This is a genomic window from Cupriavidus sp. GW822-FHT06G04, from assembly GCF_058799075.1.
The window spans coordinates 55024-72104 of the sequence record NZ_JBXALD010000003.1 but is presented as its reverse complement, the minus strand read 5'-3'; the positions used below and the strand labels follow the sequence as shown (position 1 = coordinate 72104).

Here is a 17081-nt window from a genome sequence, read left to right as displayed (position 1 = left end):
GATTCCCCTTCGCCCTTACGCCGACGCAATTTCACTGGGTTGCGACCATCCGACAAAATGCCCCGCGATGGCCACGGCGGGACCGCTGCGCGCCTGGGCGGCATCCCATGCTTTCGATACGCCACCAACATCCGCCGGGCCTTCCAACCGCCAGTAAGGAATGTCCAGCGTCTCCAGAAGTGGCTCCAGAATTCTTACCATGCGCCGTTTTGATTTCCTGGGGTCGTCGCCGAGATTCGAAAACTCCCGGCCGAACTGACCGACCAGCATCAGCAGCGGAATCTTCGAGTCCAGACCCAATGCGCGAATGCTGTTGATCGAGGCGAACAGGCCCTGGTTCTGCATCAGAACCACCGCCCGCTTGCCGCCCGCATAGAGACCCGAGGCGACTTCGATGGCCTGGTCCTCCGTCGTGGTTGGAATGACCGTAATGCCGCACGCCGGATCTTCCAGCAGCTTATGCAGCGCGATCTGCAGCATATCCGGCACCGTGACCACATGCGTGATACCACAGCGCTTGAATTCACCGAGAATCGATGCGGCCGTGACCGAGTATCGAGAATGTTGGATGTCCATTTGAATTCACCAATTCGTTACATGCTGATGGATTTTTTGAGCGCCGGACGTCCACTGCGGGCCCGTTCCTGCTCGAAGGTGTCGTGCGCCTTCTTCATGCGCCGGCCGATGGCGAACGCGCACAGCGAAGAGAGCAGTCCCGAGATCACGACATAGGCGCAGACGTACCACGGATCGCCGCCATTGATCGTGACTAGATAGGTGGCGATGATTGGCGTCATACCGCCTGCCGTAATGCTTGAAACTTGATAGACAAACGAGATCCCGGTGTAACGCACCCGTGCATCGAACAGATCGCACAGGAATACCGCTACCGTCCCATACACCGCGGCGTACAAGATGCCGTACGGCAGCGCAATGGCGGCCCACACCAGCGTGCGATCACCATTCGAATGGGTGAACGCCCAGAATGCGGGATATACCGACAGCGCCGTCAGAATGGCCGCGACCGCATACAGGCGCTGGCGTCCCAGTCGGTCCGACAGATAGCCGAAGATCGGGATGAAGATCGTCAGCACGAAGGCCCCGATGCCGACGCCGGTCAGCGCATCCTCGCGGGTCATGCCGATCTTGGACGTCAGGTAGCTGATCGTGAAGACGCTGAAGATGTTGAAGAACACCCCATCAATGTGCCGGGCGCCGAGGCCCAGTACCACGTTGCCAGGGAAACGCTTGAGCATGTCGACAAACGGCACGCGGGCCTCGCCGTGACTCTGCTTCATCTCGGCGAACTCCGGCGATTCCATCACGTTCAGCCGCACCCACATGCCGAACAGCACGAACAAGAATGAAATGCCGAATGCAACGCGCCAGCCCCAGGCCATGAACTGCGCGTCGGTCAGCGCGACCGACAGCGCGCCGATGATGCCGGCGGACAACAGCACCCCAATAGACAGACCAATCTGCGGCAGGCTGGCATAAAAGCCACGCTTCTCTTCCGGTGCACACTCGTACGCCATCAGCACGGCACCGCCCCACTCCCCGCCCAGTCCAATCCCCTGGAGCACACGCAGGAACAGCAGGATCCCTGGAGCCCAGTACCCGATCTGCGCATAGGTCGGCACCAGGCCGATGGCCACCGTGGACAGCCCCATGATCATAAGCGTGATGACCAGTACGCTCTTCCGGCCGACCTTGTCGCCAAAGTGGCCGAAGATGATGCCACCGAGCGGACGGGCCACGAAACCAACCGCGAAGGTCGCGTAGGCGAGCATGGTGGCCGTGGCCGGGTCGCTGTTGGGAAAGTACAGCTTGTTGAGCACAAGGCTCGCGACGACACCATAGAGAAAGAAGTCGTACCACTCGATGATGGCGCCGATGACGCTAGCAGTCGCGACACGGCGAAGTGCCTTGGGGTTGGTTTTCATGTTTGTCTCCTCGTCTGAAGGACGCGTGGTGTGTCCCACGCTATTCCTTCGGAATGAACTTGATCCTAACTACCTGACATTTACGAGCGAATGCTGGCGATGACCTCCTCCTTCACCGCATGCGCGGCCGACGATGTCTTCGCAAGCGTCTCAAGCGTGATGGCCCGATCGGCGTTCGCGGCCGCATCCAGGATGATGTCGGCGGCCTTCTCAGCGATCATGACCGTCGGGATGTTGGTGTTGCCAGAGATGAGGGTCGGCATGATGGAGCAGTCGATGACGCGCAGGCCGGACATCCCATGCACTTCCAGTCGATTGTTCACCACGGCACCTGGATCCTCCGCCAGGCCCATTTTGGCCGTCCCGGACGGATGGAAAATGGTGGTGGCGTACTCACGGCAGAACTGCAGGATCTCATCGTTGGTCACCACATCGGGACCCGGCCGATACTCCCGCTTCATATATGGCGCCATGGCGCTCGCGGCTGCGACCCGCCGCGCAAACTTCACGCCGGCAATCGTGGTGCGGCGGTCTGTCTCGGTGGTCAGGTAGTTCGCGACAATACTGGGGGCCTGGAAGGGATCCCGAGAATTGATGCGCACGTGCCCACGCGATTCCGGCCGGAGCTGGCAGATCGAGTAGGTGCAGCCGGGGAAGTCATGTACAGCGCCCGCGGTGCTGTCGGCCGAGAGATTGGCGAAGTGAAACTGGATGTCCGGCGTCGCATTCTCTTCCGGCAGCGCGCGACAGAACATCCCGCCCATGTTGATCCCGACAGCAAGCGGACCACTCCGGGTCAACAGCCACTGCAACCCCATCTTCGCCTTGCCCCATGGCGAACGCATCAGATCGTTCGTCGTAATCGGCTTGGTCACCTCGTACATCAAGCGCACCTGCAAATGATCCTGCAGGTTCTCCCCGACGCCTTCGAGGTAGTGGACCGGCTGGATGCCGAACTGCTCGAGCAACCCGCGGGGACCCACGCCGGAAAGCTGCAGAAGCTGGGGCGACTGAATGGCACCGGCGCACAGCAACACTTCCCGCCGAGCGCGTACCTCCTTGAACTGCCCCGCCTGGCGATACTTCACGCCAACCGCCCGCTTGTCCGCAAACAGGATCTGGGCGGCCTGCGCTTCGGTCTCGACATGCAGGTTGCTTCGCGGCATGGCCGGCTTGAGATAGCCCACCGCCGTCGAACAACGGAAGCCCTTGCGCGTGCTGAGCTGGAAGTAACCGACGCCCTCCTGGTCACCGGTATTGAAGTCATTCACGCGCCTGACGCCAAGCTGTTGCGACGCAGCGATGAAGGCGTCGACCAGTTCATTGCCAGGCGGCACGCTCGTCGCATGCATCGGCCCCGCATCCCCCCGCGTCTGCGAACCACCGAGGTCGTTGGTCTCGAGCTTGCGGAAGTACGGCAGACAGTCCGCCCACGACCAACCCGCGTTGCCGAGCGAGGCCCACTCGTCGTAGTCGCGCTGCTGACCCCGGATGTAGATCAGGCCGTTGATGGAACTGGAGCCGCCAAGCGTGCGGCCGCGCGGCTGATAAATCTGCCGGTTCCCGAGTTCCGGCTCGGGGTCGGTATAGAAACGCCAGTTGTACTCGTCGTGCTGCATCGTCTTGGCGTAGCCGATGGGTACATGGATCCACGGGTAGCTGTCTTTGGGACCGGCCTCGAGCAGGCACACTGTGTACCGACCGTTGGCGGTCAGGCGATTGGCAAGGACGCATCCGGCAGAACCGGCGCCGACGATGACGTAGTCGAATGTCCGCATGGCTGTTGTCTCCGTTATGATTTGCTTGCCTCTGAGACGCGTTGCGATGCAGAGGTGCTTGTCTTAGTATCTTTATCTTCCGCGGCGGCCGTCTCAAGAAGAACCACCCAAACTCGCAGAAACTGAGCCGAAAATCGCAATCACGGCTCGTATTCGCTTATCGCCCCCGAAAGCCAAGTCATGGACGACGACCAACAGATCTCCCCCGAACACAAGATGCTGCGGATCCTGCGCATGCTGGAATGTGTCGCCAGCGCGTCTGAGTCGGTAACCATCGGGCAAATAGCCATGCGACTGGACATCCCGAAGGCATCTGCCGGCCGCTTGGTGGATGTCCTTGTGGCCAACCGATTCCTGGTGCGGATGCCCGGCGAACGAGGCCTGATCCCTGGCCCCCGCAGTACGCAGTTGTCCACGGCTGTCCTGGGCAACAGCGCGTTCCGCAGGCTGTCTCGCAGCGTGCTGCGCGGCCTCGTGGATCGACTGGGCGAAACGTGTAACCTGTCCGCCTTCGACGGAGATCGGGTGCTGTATCTGGACCGTGTCGAAACCAGCCAGCCCCTGCGCATGCATCTGGAGCTCGGTTCCCGACATCCGTTGCACTGCACCGCCGGCGGCAAGCTGTTTCTGTCCCAGCTTCCGAAGCTCGAACGAGAAGCGCTGCTCGATCGCATTACGTTGAATCGCATGACACCGCAGACCTTTGTGAGTCGCCCCACCTTGACGGCCGAGCTCGACAAGCTGGCGGCGCAGCGTATCGGACTGGACGAGGAAGAGTTCGTTACGGGCATGGTGGGACTGGCCGTGCCGATCGCGCTTCCCGGCCAACGCTGCAATGTCGCACTGGTCTGCCACGCGGCGACCGCACGGACCACCCTCACGCAACTGCGGACGCAGTTGCCCCTGCTGCAGGAGGCCGCGCAGCGTCTCTACCCGCTTTTCTATGCGGAGGACGCCTCCCCCGTCTGACGCGTTTCACGCGGGGCCGGCGCCCCGCTGCATTCCTTGAAGACTCGTGCCTTGCACGTCGCACATATGTCGGGATTCAGCCGCGGCACAATATGCTGCAGTGCATCGTGCTTGGTTGCGAAGACGTTCTGCCTGCCCAGTCTGGCAAGGAAGCCACTGCGCATCCACGTCTCCATGACTTGCCGTCTGGGGCGGTGAAAATACAGGTCGCCGCCGGCAGCGCGCAGGTCTGTCAGTTCCTTGTCCCACATCTCAGCGGCCGCCAAGTCAACAAAGTTCATGCTCTTCACCATGGCGAGAACATGTCGACGCTGAGGCGCCTCATCCTTCTGCAACTTCTGCTTCACATGGGGCACGGCGCCAAAGAACAACGCACCCTCGATGCGTACAAGGCGAAGCTGGGGACATTGCAGCGCGGTATCGGGCAACTCATCGGTCGGCCGGAAATGTCGCGCCCCGCTCTCAGCGTCCGGGAGCAGATCGCGGACGGCCGGTCGGGATGTCTGGTACAGATAGGCGCCCAGCGACAGCGCCGTGCCCAGCAACACCGCCACCTCCAGGCGCAGTAGCAACGTGGCCAGCAGCGTGGCGATGGCAATACCGAACTCGATCCGGCTCAGACGCGAAATCTGCCGCAGTCTTGCGACATCGAAAAGGCTCCACGCGACGAGCAGCAGCATGGCCCCGATCGCGGCCAGTGGAATCTGCTCGAGCACTGCCGCGCTGACGGACACCAGCGCCACGAGCAAAATCGCGGCAAACACGCACGCCAAGGGCGTCTTCGCGCCCGCTTCATAGTTGGGCATCGAGCGATTGAGCGATCCGCACGACACGTAGGAGGAGAAGAACCCGCCGACGATGTTCGACAAGCCCTGACCAATGATCTCCCGGTTGCTGTCGATCTGCTGCCCGGACCGCAGCGCGACGGCCTTGGCAATGGAGATCGACTGCCCGATCGCCACGATGGTCAGGGCCGATGCCAACCCCAGCAGATCAGGCAGGGCTTGCCAGGAAAGCTGGGGAACCCGGAACGGCGGAATCGCCGAGGGAATCGGGCCGACAACGCCGACGTGCTGACTCCAGGACGCCGGCGAATGATTGAGCAGAAAGGCCACGCCAAATCCGGTCATCAGCCCGAGCAGCATGAACGGCATCCGCGGCATCAGCCGCTTGACCAGCAACGTCGCCAGCAATGTCCCCCCGGCGACGATGCTGGCACTCCAGTTGATGGTATCGACATGGGTCGCCAGGAATCGCAGCACCCCAAATGCGGAGGTGCCTGGCGGAAGCTGCAACCCGAAAATGTCCTTCAGTGCAAAGAGCGCAATCAGCATTGCCGCGCCGCATGTAAATCCGAGCAGCACCGAGGGCGAAATGAAGTTTGCGAGCGATCCCAGACGGAACAGGCCAATGCCAAGCTGAAGCGCACCGACCAGCACCGTGACGCCCAGTGCAAGCCCGACATATTCGGGACTGCCGGCCACCGCCAGCGGACTGATCATGGCGAAAAGTGCCAGCGAGTTGGCATTGGTTGGTCCGGATACGACATGCCGGCTCGATCCAAACAGCGCGGCCACCACACAGGGCACCACGGCGCTGTAGATGCCGTACTGCGGCGGCAATCCGGCCAGGGTGGCGAACGCCACCCCTTGGGGCAGTGCGAGCACGGCGCCAAGCAGCCCCGCAAGCAAATCGGCCCGGGCCGTCCCCACCGTCACGCCCTGCACCCATGCCGGCACCCATCGCCCCAGATTGGCGATCAATGAAGTGGTGTTTTGACTACTTATGACGCGCATGGGGGACCTATCTTGTATTAATACGATATAGGTCATGTTAGGCAACGCCGGCGTGCAAGGTCAAATCTCCAGGGCGGCAAAAATGAGCCAATTCTCCTTATTTCGTCTCATTTTTCTTGGTTGGCGATGACTTTTTGATAGTAAAAAGGCTAAATCACATCAAGAACCGGTGGACAGCGATGACTGCCGCACATTTCAGTTCTTGCTGTTTCGAGCATCTTGTATAGGATGTTATAGAACAACTCAATACAAGTTAGCCTCTACACGATCATGACCCTCAATACAGGTGACTTTCCGCACACGCCCTTGGAGCCCGACAGCTCGGAACCGCTGTACGTGCAGCTCGGCGGTCGGCTGGCCGCAGAGATTTCCAATGGGACGCTGGTTCCAGGCCAGCAGCTACCCACCGAAGCCGAGCTGATGTCGGCCTACGGCGTGAGCCGCGTGACCGTCCGGCAGGCGATCCAGATGCTTGCACGCACCGGTCAGGTCGTAGCCCGGCGCGGCAAAGGCACGTTTGTCGCCCGCGTAGGCGTGCAGCACGACCTCAATACCCTGCAAGGCTTTCAGGATGCGTTGCGCAGTCAGGGGATCGAGCCGGAGACAGAATTACTGGAATTCTCCGCCTCTGCCGGCCGGCTCGATCCCAATCTTCCCGCTGGGCTCGATCTTCCGGTGCGCCTGCGTCGCCGATACATCGTCGGCAGCGAACCCTTCGCACTGGTGGAGGCCTATCTGCCCGCGCAGGTCGGCGCACTCGGTGAAGAGCGCGTCCGTCAGCTCTCCGTCTACGACATCGTGCAGCACTATCTTGGGCTCCGGATCGGACGGGCCGACGTGGCCATCGAATGCCGGCAGCCGAGTCACCAGATCGCCAACGAGCTGGGCCTGCCCAAGCGCACCAATGTCCTGGTCATGCACCGCACGTCCTTCAGCGGCACGGGCCAGCCATGCGAGCACATGCGCATCCACATCATTCCTGACCGCTATTCATTCAAGTTGAGCCTGCCGGGGCCGCTCGAAATTGCCAGGGCCCTGCAGCCAACCACCGCCTAGCATTCCCCGCCAGACCACTGGCGGTCATAGAAAAGAACAACCACACAACCCACAGGAGACAGGCGTATGCACTCGCAGCAGCGGCGCCGCCAGATGGTTCTGTTCCCGATCGCCGCAGGGCTATCGGCGCTCGGAACCTCACTGGCAAGAGGCGCAGAGCGTTACCCTTCCAAGCCAATTCGGATGGTGGTGCCGTTTCCCGCGGGGGGCCCCACCGATATCGTGGCCCGCCCGTTCGGGTTGCTACTTGGCAATGCGCTCAAACAGTCCGTTGTGATCGACAATCGCGGCGGCGCGGGCGGCTCGATCGGTGCCGCAGCGGTTGCATCGGCAGCGCCGGATGGATACACCCTTTTGGTCGGCACCGTGGGGACGCAATCGATCAATCCCTATCTGTACAAGAAGCTCAGCTACAACCCGCAGAAGGACCTCACGCCCCTGGCGACGATCGCCAGTGCCCCGGTCGCGATCGTCGTCAATGCCGCGACCGGCATCGGATCCCTCGCCGACCTCGTCAGCCAGGCCAAGGCGAAGCCGGGCGCGATGAACTACGGTTCCGCAGGCAATGGCACACCCGGCCACCTGACGGCCGCCATGTTCTGTACCGCGGCGGGGATTCGCCTCGCCCATGTTCCCTACAAGGGTAGCGCCCCGGCGGTCACCGAGGTGATTGGCGGGCAGATTCCCGTGATGTTCGACCCGCTGCAATCGGTACTGCCCCACATCCAGTCGGGCAAGCTCAAGGCGCTTGCGGTCACCAGCCTGCAGCGCTCACCGGTCCTGCCCGATACACCCACCGTTGCAGAACTTGGCTACCCCGACTTCGAAGCCATCGCATGGTGGGCGCTGTATGGGCCCGCCGGCCTCCCCGACGCCGTGTCGAAGCAACTGGTCACGCAGACGCAGCGGATCGTCCAGTCCGCCGAGTTCAACAGCAAGATCAGTAGTCAGGGCCTGCATCCCTTGAGCGTCCCGCTCGCAAGTTTCCAGCAGTCTGAATCAACCAAATGGGGCACAGCCGTACGTGCCACCGGCATTACCATCGAGTGAAATCATGAGACTAAATGAGGAAGAGAAAGCCATGTTGGCCGGTGAAGCCGGCACCGTGGCAAAACTGGCCATCGAACACCAGATCAAGGTCGGCGAATTCTTTGGTGCCGAGGACTTTGTCCCTGTGACGCAAGCCCACATCATGGCGGATACCGAGAGCCTCGGGCAGGCGGGCGTCATGTGGCTAGAGCGCCTGGCGGATGCCAACGAGGGTGGCGTACGGATTCCGACCATTACCGATCCGCGCGGCACCGATTTCTCCAAGGCTTCCGATCTCGGTCAGGCCGAATGGATGGTCGAACTCGAGCGCCGTGCCATCGAAGCCTTTTCGCGGCTCGGCGTCAGCATGACGGACACCTGCATCAACTATCAGACGGTCCTCGCCGCAACACGAGGCGAGCATGTGGCGTTTGGTGATACGGGCGTCGTCATCTACTCGAACTCGGTCGGTGGCGCGCGTTCCAACTTCGAAGGCGGCCCGTCGGCGCTCTCTGCCGGGCTCACCGGTCGCACGCCGCGCTACGGCTATCACCTGGATGCCCAACGTCAGGCTACCCTCCGACTGCGCGCGGACTGGACGCCCCGTGACCTCAGCGAGTGGGGCGCGCTGGGCGGCGTCGTGGGCAAGCTGTCCGGCAATTACTGGCAGGTGCCGGTCATCGAAGGGCTGGACCGCGCGCCCACGTCCGATGAACTCAAACACTTCGGCGCGGCGATGGCAAGCTTCGGCTCCTCCGCCCTGTTTCATCTGATCGGCATCACACCCGAGGCCTCTCGTCTGGAAGATGTCGGCGGCGACAAGCTGCCGGTCGCTCAGCGTATCGGGCAGGCGGATCTGCGCGGCCTGCGTGACAGCTATGCCGTGGAGAAAGGGATCGATGTGGTGGTCTTCTCCGCTCCACAATTGAGCCTGTTCGAACTGCGTGAAATCGCCCGCCTGTGCAAAGGGCGCCGTCTGAAGAAGCCGCTCCTCGCCGTGACGAGCCCCCAGGTCAAACCGGACTGCGATCGTTTCGGATATACGAAAACCATTGAGGAAGCCGGCGGCACCGTACTGTCCGGCATGTGCTTCTACCAGTCCTACGCCCGCGAAATGAAGGAAGCCAAAGGCTGGACGCGCCTCGCCACCAACAGCGCCAAGCTCGTCAACATCCTCGGCGGTTACGGCTACGTGCCGATGCTCGCCACCATGGAGGAATGTGTCACTGCAGCCGAAACCGGAGAACTGAATTGAAAACCGATCCCTACATCGCGCGCCATGCCATGGGCAAGAAGGTCGTCGGCCAGGCCCTGGTTGCCCACGACGGGTTCTCGGCCCGCTATGACCTGAATCGACTGCAAGGGGTCTTCTCCCGTCCCGCGCATAAGCTCGCCGGACAGTCGTACGTCGATCGCATCCTGATCCTGGATACGGCCAAGGGTGGGGTCGCCACGGCTTGGATGCTGCACGAAATGCAATCGCGCAACATGGTACCCAAAGCCATTGTGTTCAACACCGTGAACACGATCCTGGTTCAGGGCGCTGCCCTCGGAGATGTCTCGATGATGGCCGGATTCGACGTCGACATCACGGCCGTGATCCCGCACGGCAGCTTTGTCGAAGTGGACCCCGCCACCAAGTCCATCCGGGTTCTGGATCCTTCCGAGGTGCCGGCCGCAACCGAGCTGGCACCCGGACAAGATCGCATCCATTTCCCCAAATAGCCGACAACACGCTCGGCAGCCATACTGGGCGGCGCACGATCGCGCCGCCCTTTCCATGCCCGCATCCCGGAGACCGGCCATTGGCTTGCCGCGAGGCAGCTTATTGTCTCCGGGAAACGCTCCTGGATTGACTGGCTGAGCGATTCGCCCCCACCTCATGGCGTTAGACCACCCCGCATCAACGATGACAACGACCCCCCATCAGACATCGCGTGAAGGCCTGCCTCCGTACCGCGAACTCTCCCTGTACATCGACGGCACATTTATCAGTGCTCAGGACCGGCAGACAATTGACGTCTTGAATCCGGCATCCTCCGAAGTCCTAGGCAAACTGCCGGTTGCGACCACAGCGGATCTGGACCATGCCCTCGCTTCCGCTGAGCGGGCATTTCAGAGCTGGCGCAAAAGTTCACCGCTGGACCGCTCAGCGATCCTGCGCAGAGTCGCCACGCTAGCAAGAGAACGGGCGCACGACATTGCCAGAGATCTCACGCGCGACCAGGGCAAGCCGCTAGAGGAGGCTCTGTCCGAGATCCTGCGTTGCGCCGAGCACGCGGAATGGCACGCGGAAGAATGTCGTCGCATCTACGGGCGCGTCATTCCCCCAAGAGAACCCGGCATTCGACAAATGGTGGTACGAGAGCCGGTCGGCGTCTGCGCGGCGTTCACACCATGGAATTTCCCCTTCAACCAGGCCATCCGAAAGATCTCTGCCGCCGTGGGCGCGGGTTGTGCGATGGTCCTGAAGGGGCCGGAAGATGCCCCCAGCGCCGTCGTTGCGCTCGCCCACCTGTTTCACGACGCCGGTCTTCCGCCCGGCGTGCTCAATGTGGTCTGGGGCGACCCGCCCACCATTTCCGCACATCTCATCGCGTCGCCTGTGGTGCGCAAAGTCTCCTTCACCGGTTCCGTGCCCGTGGGCAAGCAGCTCGCGGCGATGGCTGGAACGTACATGAAGCGGGTCTCCATGGAACTGGGCGGTCATTCGCCGGTCATCGTGTTTGACGACGCCGATGTTGCGCAGGCGGCCCAGACGCTGGCGAGGTTCAAGCTCCGCAATGCTGGCCAGGTCTGCATTGCACCGACACGCTTCTACGTGCATGCCAAAGTCTATGACCGCTTCGTGGCGCAGTTCACGGAGACGATGGCGTCCGTGCGCGTCGGCGATGGACTCGACCCCACCACGGAAATGGGGCCGCTTGCGCACGGCCGCCGTGTCGAAGCCATGGCGGACTTTCTCGACGACGCCCGCAAGCTGGGTGGCGAGGTCACGTTCGGTGGCAATCGCATCGGAACGGATGGTTTTTTCTTCGAACCGACGGTAGTCGCCGGATTGCCGGATACTGCACGCCTGATGGTCGAAGAGCCTTTTGGCCCGGTTGCCCCCATCGTTCGGTTCCACGCGACCGACGACGTCATCCAGCGTGCGAACAGCCTGCCCTACGGGTTGGCCGCCTATGTCTTCACCAATTCGCTTCAGACCGCCACAACGGTGGCGGATGCGCTGGAAGCCGGTATGGTGGCGATCAACCAGTTCGGGATCTCGCTTGCCGAAACGCCGTTCGGCGGGGTCAAGGACTCCGGGATGGGCAGTGAGGGTGGCGCTGAGACCTTCGATGGTTATCTGGTGACCAAGTTCATCACACAGCGTTAAATCCGCAGGGGCAAGCGGCTAGCTCCGGGGCGCGGTCCGCAGATGAACCCGTCGCGCCCCCCTTGCCCCGCATTGCTCCGCCCCCGAGAGCCGCTTCCGCGCATTGCGTCGCCACGACGGCGGCTTGCCAACGCGGCCCGGCCGTCGCGAGGCCTGCCGGTCAGATCCCACGGAACGCGCCGCCGGCGGACGGGATTGGCGACCTCCCCTCACGGTAACACGGGCCCGAATCCTCATCTTTGAACGACAGTCACAGGTCTTTGTAGGAAGTTGCGCTTCTGCTGCGCGGCGGACGTGCCCAAGATTGAAGCCAGTTCATCTTGAGCATCGCTTATGTACAACTTCGACCAGATTATTGACCGGACCAGCACGAATTCGATGAAATGGGACGGTATGAGGCACCGGCTGACACCGGCACAGCAAGCGAGCGATCCGCTCCCAATGTGGGTTGCGGACATGGATTTTCGTGTTGCACAACCTATTCTCGACGCGATACACCGCGAAGCGGAATTCGGTGTGTTCGGGTATGGTCAAACGTCGGAGAGCTATATTGAGGCGGCCGTTGACTGGCAACGCCGGCGCTTCAACTGGGCAGTGCGTTCCGAGTGGCTGGTCCCCTCTTCCGGCGTCGTCAATGCGCTGAACATGGCAATCCAGGCCTTCTCGCACCCCGGTGACTACGTCATGGTGCAACCCCCGGTGTACATCCACTTCCATCATGACATCGTCATCAACGGCCGACGGTTGCTGGAAGTCCCCCTCACGCGCACGGCCGACGGCTACCGATTTGATCCCGAGGCGTTTGAAGCCGCAATTCGGCCCGGCACGAAGCTCTTTATCCTGTGCAATCCCCATAATCCGACCGGGAACGTGTGGTCACGCGAAGACCTGATGGCAATGGCCGCGATCTGCCAGCGGCACGGCATCCTCGTCGTCTCCGATGAAATCCATGCGGATCTGATCTTTGACCGCAACCTGCAACATATACCGTTCGCCTCGCTGGATCCCGAGATTGCCAACCACTGCATCGTTTGCACGTCTCCCGGCAAGACGTTCAATACAGCAGGCCTGCAGTGCGCCAACATCTTTATCCCCAACCCACGACTCCGGGAAGCCTTCCGTTCGCAATGTGAACGCGGCGGCCTGAACCTGGTGAACACAGTGGGTGCCGCTGCCTGTGAGGCAGCCTATCGATTTGGCGAGTCGTGGGTGGACGCGATGATCGACTACGTTGGCGAAAACCAACGCCATTTCGCGGCTAGTGTTCGCGATCATGCGCTGCCAATTCACGTGGTACCGACTGGTGCACTTTACCTCGCCTGGATGGACTGTCGGGCACTCGGTCTCGCGCCCGCCGAGCTTCACGACTACATGCTTCGGCACGTAGGTCTCTGGCTCGACCCTGGCTCCAAATTCGGCGCCACGGCAGACGGCTACATGCGCATCAATCTCGCCTGCCCACGCAGCACCGTGGACGAAGCGATCCGACGACTGGCGACCGGTCTGCAGGTCGCCGCCTCAACCCCTGCACCCCAACGCTGACGATGCGCTCTCGCGGACTGAATGCCAGTGTCTTGCGCCTGGCCGCTGCCCAGGCACTCGCCGGTGCAAATTCCACGGTCGTGTACGCCACCGGCGCGATCATCGGCCATACATTGGCCCCGCGTCCCGAATTGGCTACGTTACCCATTTCAGTCTTTGTGACCGGCATGGCCCTGGCCACGCTTCCGGTCGGTGCCACCGCGAGGCGTTATGGTCGACCGACTGCCTTCCTTGTCGGCAATGCGTGCGGTGTCTTCACGGGCTTGCTAGCCGCACTGGCCATTGTCATCGGCTCCTTTGCGTTGTTTTGCTTGGCGATGTTGTTCGGCGGCGCATATGCGGCAGTGGTCCTGAGCTTCCGCTTTGCCGCCGCGGAATGTGTCACGCCCGAACTGCGATCTAAGGCCCTCTCAACGGTGCTGGCGGGTGGCGTTGCTGCGGGAGTCTTTGGGCCCCAGCTAGCCACGGCCACCATGACCCTTTGGGCACCGCATACATACGCCGCCACGTATTTGGCAGCCGCCGTGGCGGCGGCCCTCTCCGCCATCGTCCTTCGCGGCGTTCGCTTCGAGCACGCGATCGCAGAAGCGGCCACTGGCGGACGGCCATTGCGCATCATCCTGCGGCAGTCCCCCTTGTTCATCGCGGTGCTTTGCGGCGTCGTCAGCTACATGATGATGAACTTCGTGATGACATCAGCGCCCTTGGCAATGGACATATGCGGCATCCCTCGCGAGGCCGCCAACCTGGGCATTGAATGGCACGTGATCGCGATGTACGCTCCCAGCTTCTTCACCGGCCGGTTGATTGCAAGGTTTGGCACATCCCGCATCATTCTCACAGGCCTCGCCCTGCTTTGCTTGGCGGCGCTGACCGGCATGAGTGGGCTGACGATCAACCATTTCTGGCTATCGCTGGTTCTGCTCGGCATTGGCTGGAACTTCGGATTTCTCGGGGCCTCCGCGTTGGTACTCACCTGCCATTCAGCGGCAGAGCGAACACGTGTGCAGTCGCTGAATGACTTCGTCATTTTCGCCGCGATGGTCGTCGGGTCGTTTACCTCCGGCTCCTTGGTCACTACCCGAAGCTGGGCCACCGTGTGTCTGTATGTGTTGCCGCCCGTGGTGGTGGCCGCCATTGCCGTGGTGCTCCTGCATGCACGCCGGGAGCAGCAGGTGATTGAAGGATAGCCCCCCTCATTGGCATGCTGGCAAATCCAGCGCCGGGGATCGCGGCGGCATGGCGCGACATGCCGCCTCGGCACGTCATCCACCGAACCGCCGCTTTCCCGTCACCGCCTTGATCTTTGAATGCGATTCATAGGTGCTTGGACGAACTTGCGCTTTCGCTACCACGTGCTTGTGGCTAAGAATTGGGGGGCATTCCCGTACACGCACGCAGAAGCGCATGCATGACACGGCTTGTCGTCACCCAATGGAGATATATCAATGATCAAGGACTGGATCGAGCAACTCAAGAAGAACCGTGCCGCAGGCGCAGTATTCGCAAAGGCCTCGCCGAAGCTGATGGAAGGCTTCGTGGCGCTGAACACCAATCAGAATGGCAACGGTGCGCTCGACGCACGCACGCGCGAGTTGATCGCACTGGCCGTCGCGGTGACGACCCGCTGCGAGGGCTGCATCGCCTCCCATGCCAGCGCCGCGCGTCAGGCCGGTGTCACCGAAGCTGAATTGGCCGATGCGCTTGGCACGGCAATGGCCCTCAACGCCGGCGCTGCGTATGTCTATTCCGTACGCGCCTTTGAGGCATTCCAGCAATTCGAAGCAAAGTAAAGCAGCGCCCGGACTCGCCGTCAGGCTTGCTCGCTAGCACCTTCACGACCCGCTCCATGCGGGTCGCGCCGCCTGACACGGATGTTCGCGTGTTGCCGCCCCCCTGTAGCCCCCCTCCCCCTGACTGCCCGTACCGCCGCACGCGTGGGTTGCAGGCGACGTCCTGAGTACCCGCACCGGCTTGCCGACATCTTGGACCCCACGCGGCACCCAGCAATACTCCCCCATTTGCGTACGCGCCCTCGACTTCGGCGCACAGCGACATCGAGCCGTATCGCACTCCCTGCACGGTCGATCGGGCTGGCCATGTGACCTCCGAATCATTGCCCATTTCCCGGCATGGGATTTACCCGAATGGAACAAATAGTTCCATTTGCATACTATGTATTAGCGTCTCACGAGACGCAGAGCTGCCAGCCGCCCCTGCGCCATCCAGGCGACGGCTTTGCCTGCATTCGGGGCATGCGTGACGACGAGACGCTTTTTCGGTGCAGTTCGCCGTGGCGGAAGGTTCCGGGAAGGTCTTTAGCTTGGTCCGGGAATTGCTCTGAATCCGGATGCCAGCCAGACGATGGCCGCGATGAGATAGGGTATGAGATGAAGAGCTTTGCCACACTTACCCAAATGACGGTATTCGCAAGAATCGCCGAATCAGGAAGCCTGTCAGCCGCCGCGCGGGACCTCCACCTGTCTCCCTCTGCCGTGAGCAAAAGCCTGGCTCAGCTCGAAGAGCGCTTGGGCGTGCTGCTTGTCAAACGCACGACACGCAGCCTCACCCTTACCGAGGGAGGACGGCTATTCCTTGAGCGGGCAACATCGATCCTCTCCGATGTGGAGAACACCCTCGATACCGCGCGCCAGTTTGGGCACCCGCATGGAAATCTCAAGCTCAGCAGCTCTATCGCGTTCGGCACCAAGCAACTGACAAATATCGTCGGTAGATATCTCGAAGCGTACCCCGAGGTCAACGCCAACATCATTCTGGACGATCGCTACGTCAATCTCTCTGAGGAGAATTTCGACGTCGCGCTTCGTATCACCGCGGACACGCACTGGGGCTATGCCGCAAGAAAGCTGGCCTGCATCCGCTGGTTGTACTGCGCCTCACCCGAATATCTGGCCAATCACGCCGACATCGATCATCCCCAGGATCTCACGCGTCACGCTTGCTTGGTCTATCCTGCCATGACGCTCGACGGGGCTTGGACATTCCGGCGAGACGAACATACGCAACACATCAAAGTCACGCCGCGCATGACCTCCAACTCGAGTCTGGCACTACGAGAAGCCGCACTCGAGCATCGGGGCATTGCTTGCCTGCCAACCTATCTGGTGGCGGCCGACATCAGCAAAGGCCATCTCCGCGTCGTGGTGCCTCAATACCGGGCAGCGATTGTCCATACGCTGTACGCCATGTACTACCGCTCCAAATACGAAAATCCACTCATTAGAAGCTTTATCGATTTTCTGGCAAATGAATTTGGCGACACGCCACCTTGGGAGCGTGATGCCCTTGCAGCATCCGGTATGCCCTACGCCAAGGAATATCCTCGGGAACTCTATTCACTTGCAAGTGCTTAAGTTCCTCATATCAAACATCGCGTAGCCTCCATCGGCAATCCACAGGAGGATGGCCACGACATTTTGTCGTGGCTTTTGTCGTTGTATTTTGGAATTACCATATTGATTTTAGACAAGAACTCAAAAGTCTCATGAACATAATGCGCTTCTCGGTAAATTTCCAATTTGCTTTAATGAATCCAACAACGACCATGCACCGACCTCACCAGGAAGCC

14 protein-coding genes are annotated in these 17081 nt (G+C 61.3%); 10 read left to right on the top strand and 4 right to left on the bottom strand.

The window, feature by feature from the left end:
• Positions 1-15: 15 nt before the first annotated feature.
• The 3 genes from AC1RKI_RS07605 to AC1RKI_RS07595 form a co-directional block, all read right to left on the bottom strand.
• Positions 16-576: a thiamine pyrophosphate-binding protein gene (locus AC1RKI_RS07605; RefSeq protein WP_144198195.1), complete on the bottom strand. Its 561-nt coding sequence runs from the start codon at positions 574-576 to the stop codon at positions 16-18.
• Between the two features lie 17 nt (positions 577-593).
• Positions 594-1943 carry an MFS transporter gene (locus AC1RKI_RS07600; RefSeq protein WP_144198194.1) on the bottom strand — a complete coding sequence of 450 codons (1350 nt, stop codon included), beginning with the start codon at positions 1941-1943 and terminating at the stop codon, positions 594-596.
• Between the two features lie 80 nt (positions 1944-2023).
• On the bottom strand, positions 2024-3721 hold the full coding sequence (locus AC1RKI_RS07595) for a GMC family oxidoreductase (protein WP_144198193.1): 1698 nt from the start codon (positions 3719-3721) through the stop codon (positions 2024-2026).
• Between the two features lie 180 nt (positions 3722-3901).
• Here AC1RKI_RS07595 and AC1RKI_RS07590 point away from each other — a divergent pair, with 180 nt between their 5' ends.
• Positions 3902-4690 carry an IclR family transcriptional regulator gene (locus AC1RKI_RS07590; RefSeq protein WP_144198192.1) on the top strand — a complete coding sequence of 263 codons (789 nt, stop codon included), beginning with the start codon at positions 3902-3904 and terminating at the stop codon, positions 4688-4690.
• Here the strand turns inward: AC1RKI_RS07590 and AC1RKI_RS07585 are convergent.
• Positions 4663-6486, bottom strand: coding sequence for a SulP family inorganic anion transporter (locus AC1RKI_RS07585; RefSeq protein ID WP_186296860.1), 1824 nt, complete (start codon positions 6484-6486; stop codon positions 4663-4665). The two genes, AC1RKI_RS07590 and AC1RKI_RS07585, sit on opposite strands and share 28 nt — an antisense overlap.
• A gap of 270 nt (positions 6487-6756) precedes the next feature.
• Here AC1RKI_RS07585 and AC1RKI_RS07580 point away from each other — a divergent pair, with 270 nt between their 5' ends.
• The 9 genes from AC1RKI_RS07580 (at position 6757) to AC1RKI_RS07540 (ending at position 16866) form a co-directional block, all read left to right on the top strand.
• Positions 6757-7542, top strand: a complete 786-nt coding sequence (locus tag AC1RKI_RS07580) for a GntR family transcriptional regulator (RefSeq protein WP_144198191.1) — start codon at positions 6757-6759, stop codon at positions 7540-7542.
• A 66-nt stretch (positions 7543-7608) separates the two neighbouring features.
• Positions 7609-8592, top strand: a complete 984-nt coding sequence (locus AC1RKI_RS07575) for a Bug family tripartite tricarboxylate transporter substrate binding protein (RefSeq protein WP_144198190.1) — start codon at positions 7609-7611, stop codon at positions 8590-8592.
• Positions 8593-8596: 4 nt separating this feature from the next.
• The gene (locus AC1RKI_RS07570) at positions 8597-9826 is read left to right on the top strand and encodes an aconitase X (protein ID WP_144198189.1); all 1230 of its coding nucleotides are present in this window, start codon (positions 8597-8599) and stop codon (positions 9824-9826) included.
• Complete coding sequence (locus AC1RKI_RS07565; RefSeq protein WP_227460936.1) at positions 9823-10296, top strand: aconitase X swivel domain-containing protein; 474 nt, start codon at positions 9823-9825, stop codon at positions 10294-10296. The genes AC1RKI_RS07570 and AC1RKI_RS07565 overlap by 4 nt, the downstream gene beginning before the upstream one ends.
• Before the next feature lie 184 nt (positions 10297-10480).
• Positions 10481-11950, top strand: coding sequence for an NAD-dependent succinate-semialdehyde dehydrogenase (locus AC1RKI_RS07560; RefSeq protein WP_144198187.1), 1470 nt, complete (start codon positions 10481-10483; stop codon positions 11948-11950).
• A gap of 333 nt (positions 11951-12283) precedes the next feature.
• Positions 12284-13492 carry a MalY/PatB family protein gene (locus AC1RKI_RS07555; protein WP_144198186.1) on the top strand — a complete coding sequence of 403 codons (1209 nt, stop codon included), beginning with the start codon at positions 12284-12286 and terminating at the stop codon, positions 13490-13492.
• Positions 13493-13494: 2 nt separating this feature from the next.
• Positions 13495-14682, top strand: a complete 1188-nt coding sequence (locus AC1RKI_RS07550; protein WP_144198185.1) for an MFS transporter — start codon at positions 13495-13497, stop codon at positions 14680-14682.
• Between the two features lie 258 nt (positions 14683-14940).
• Complete coding sequence (locus AC1RKI_RS07545) at positions 14941-15285, top strand: carboxymuconolactone decarboxylase family protein (RefSeq protein ID WP_144198184.1); 345 nt, start codon at positions 14941-14943, stop codon at positions 15283-15285.
• A 597-nt stretch (positions 15286-15882) separates the two neighbouring features.
• Positions 15883-16866 carry a LysR family transcriptional regulator gene (locus AC1RKI_RS07540; RefSeq protein ID WP_144198183.1) on the top strand — a complete coding sequence of 328 codons (984 nt, stop codon included), beginning with the start codon at positions 15883-15885 and terminating at the stop codon, positions 16864-16866.
• The last annotated feature ends 215 nt before the right edge of the window (positions 16867-17081 follow it).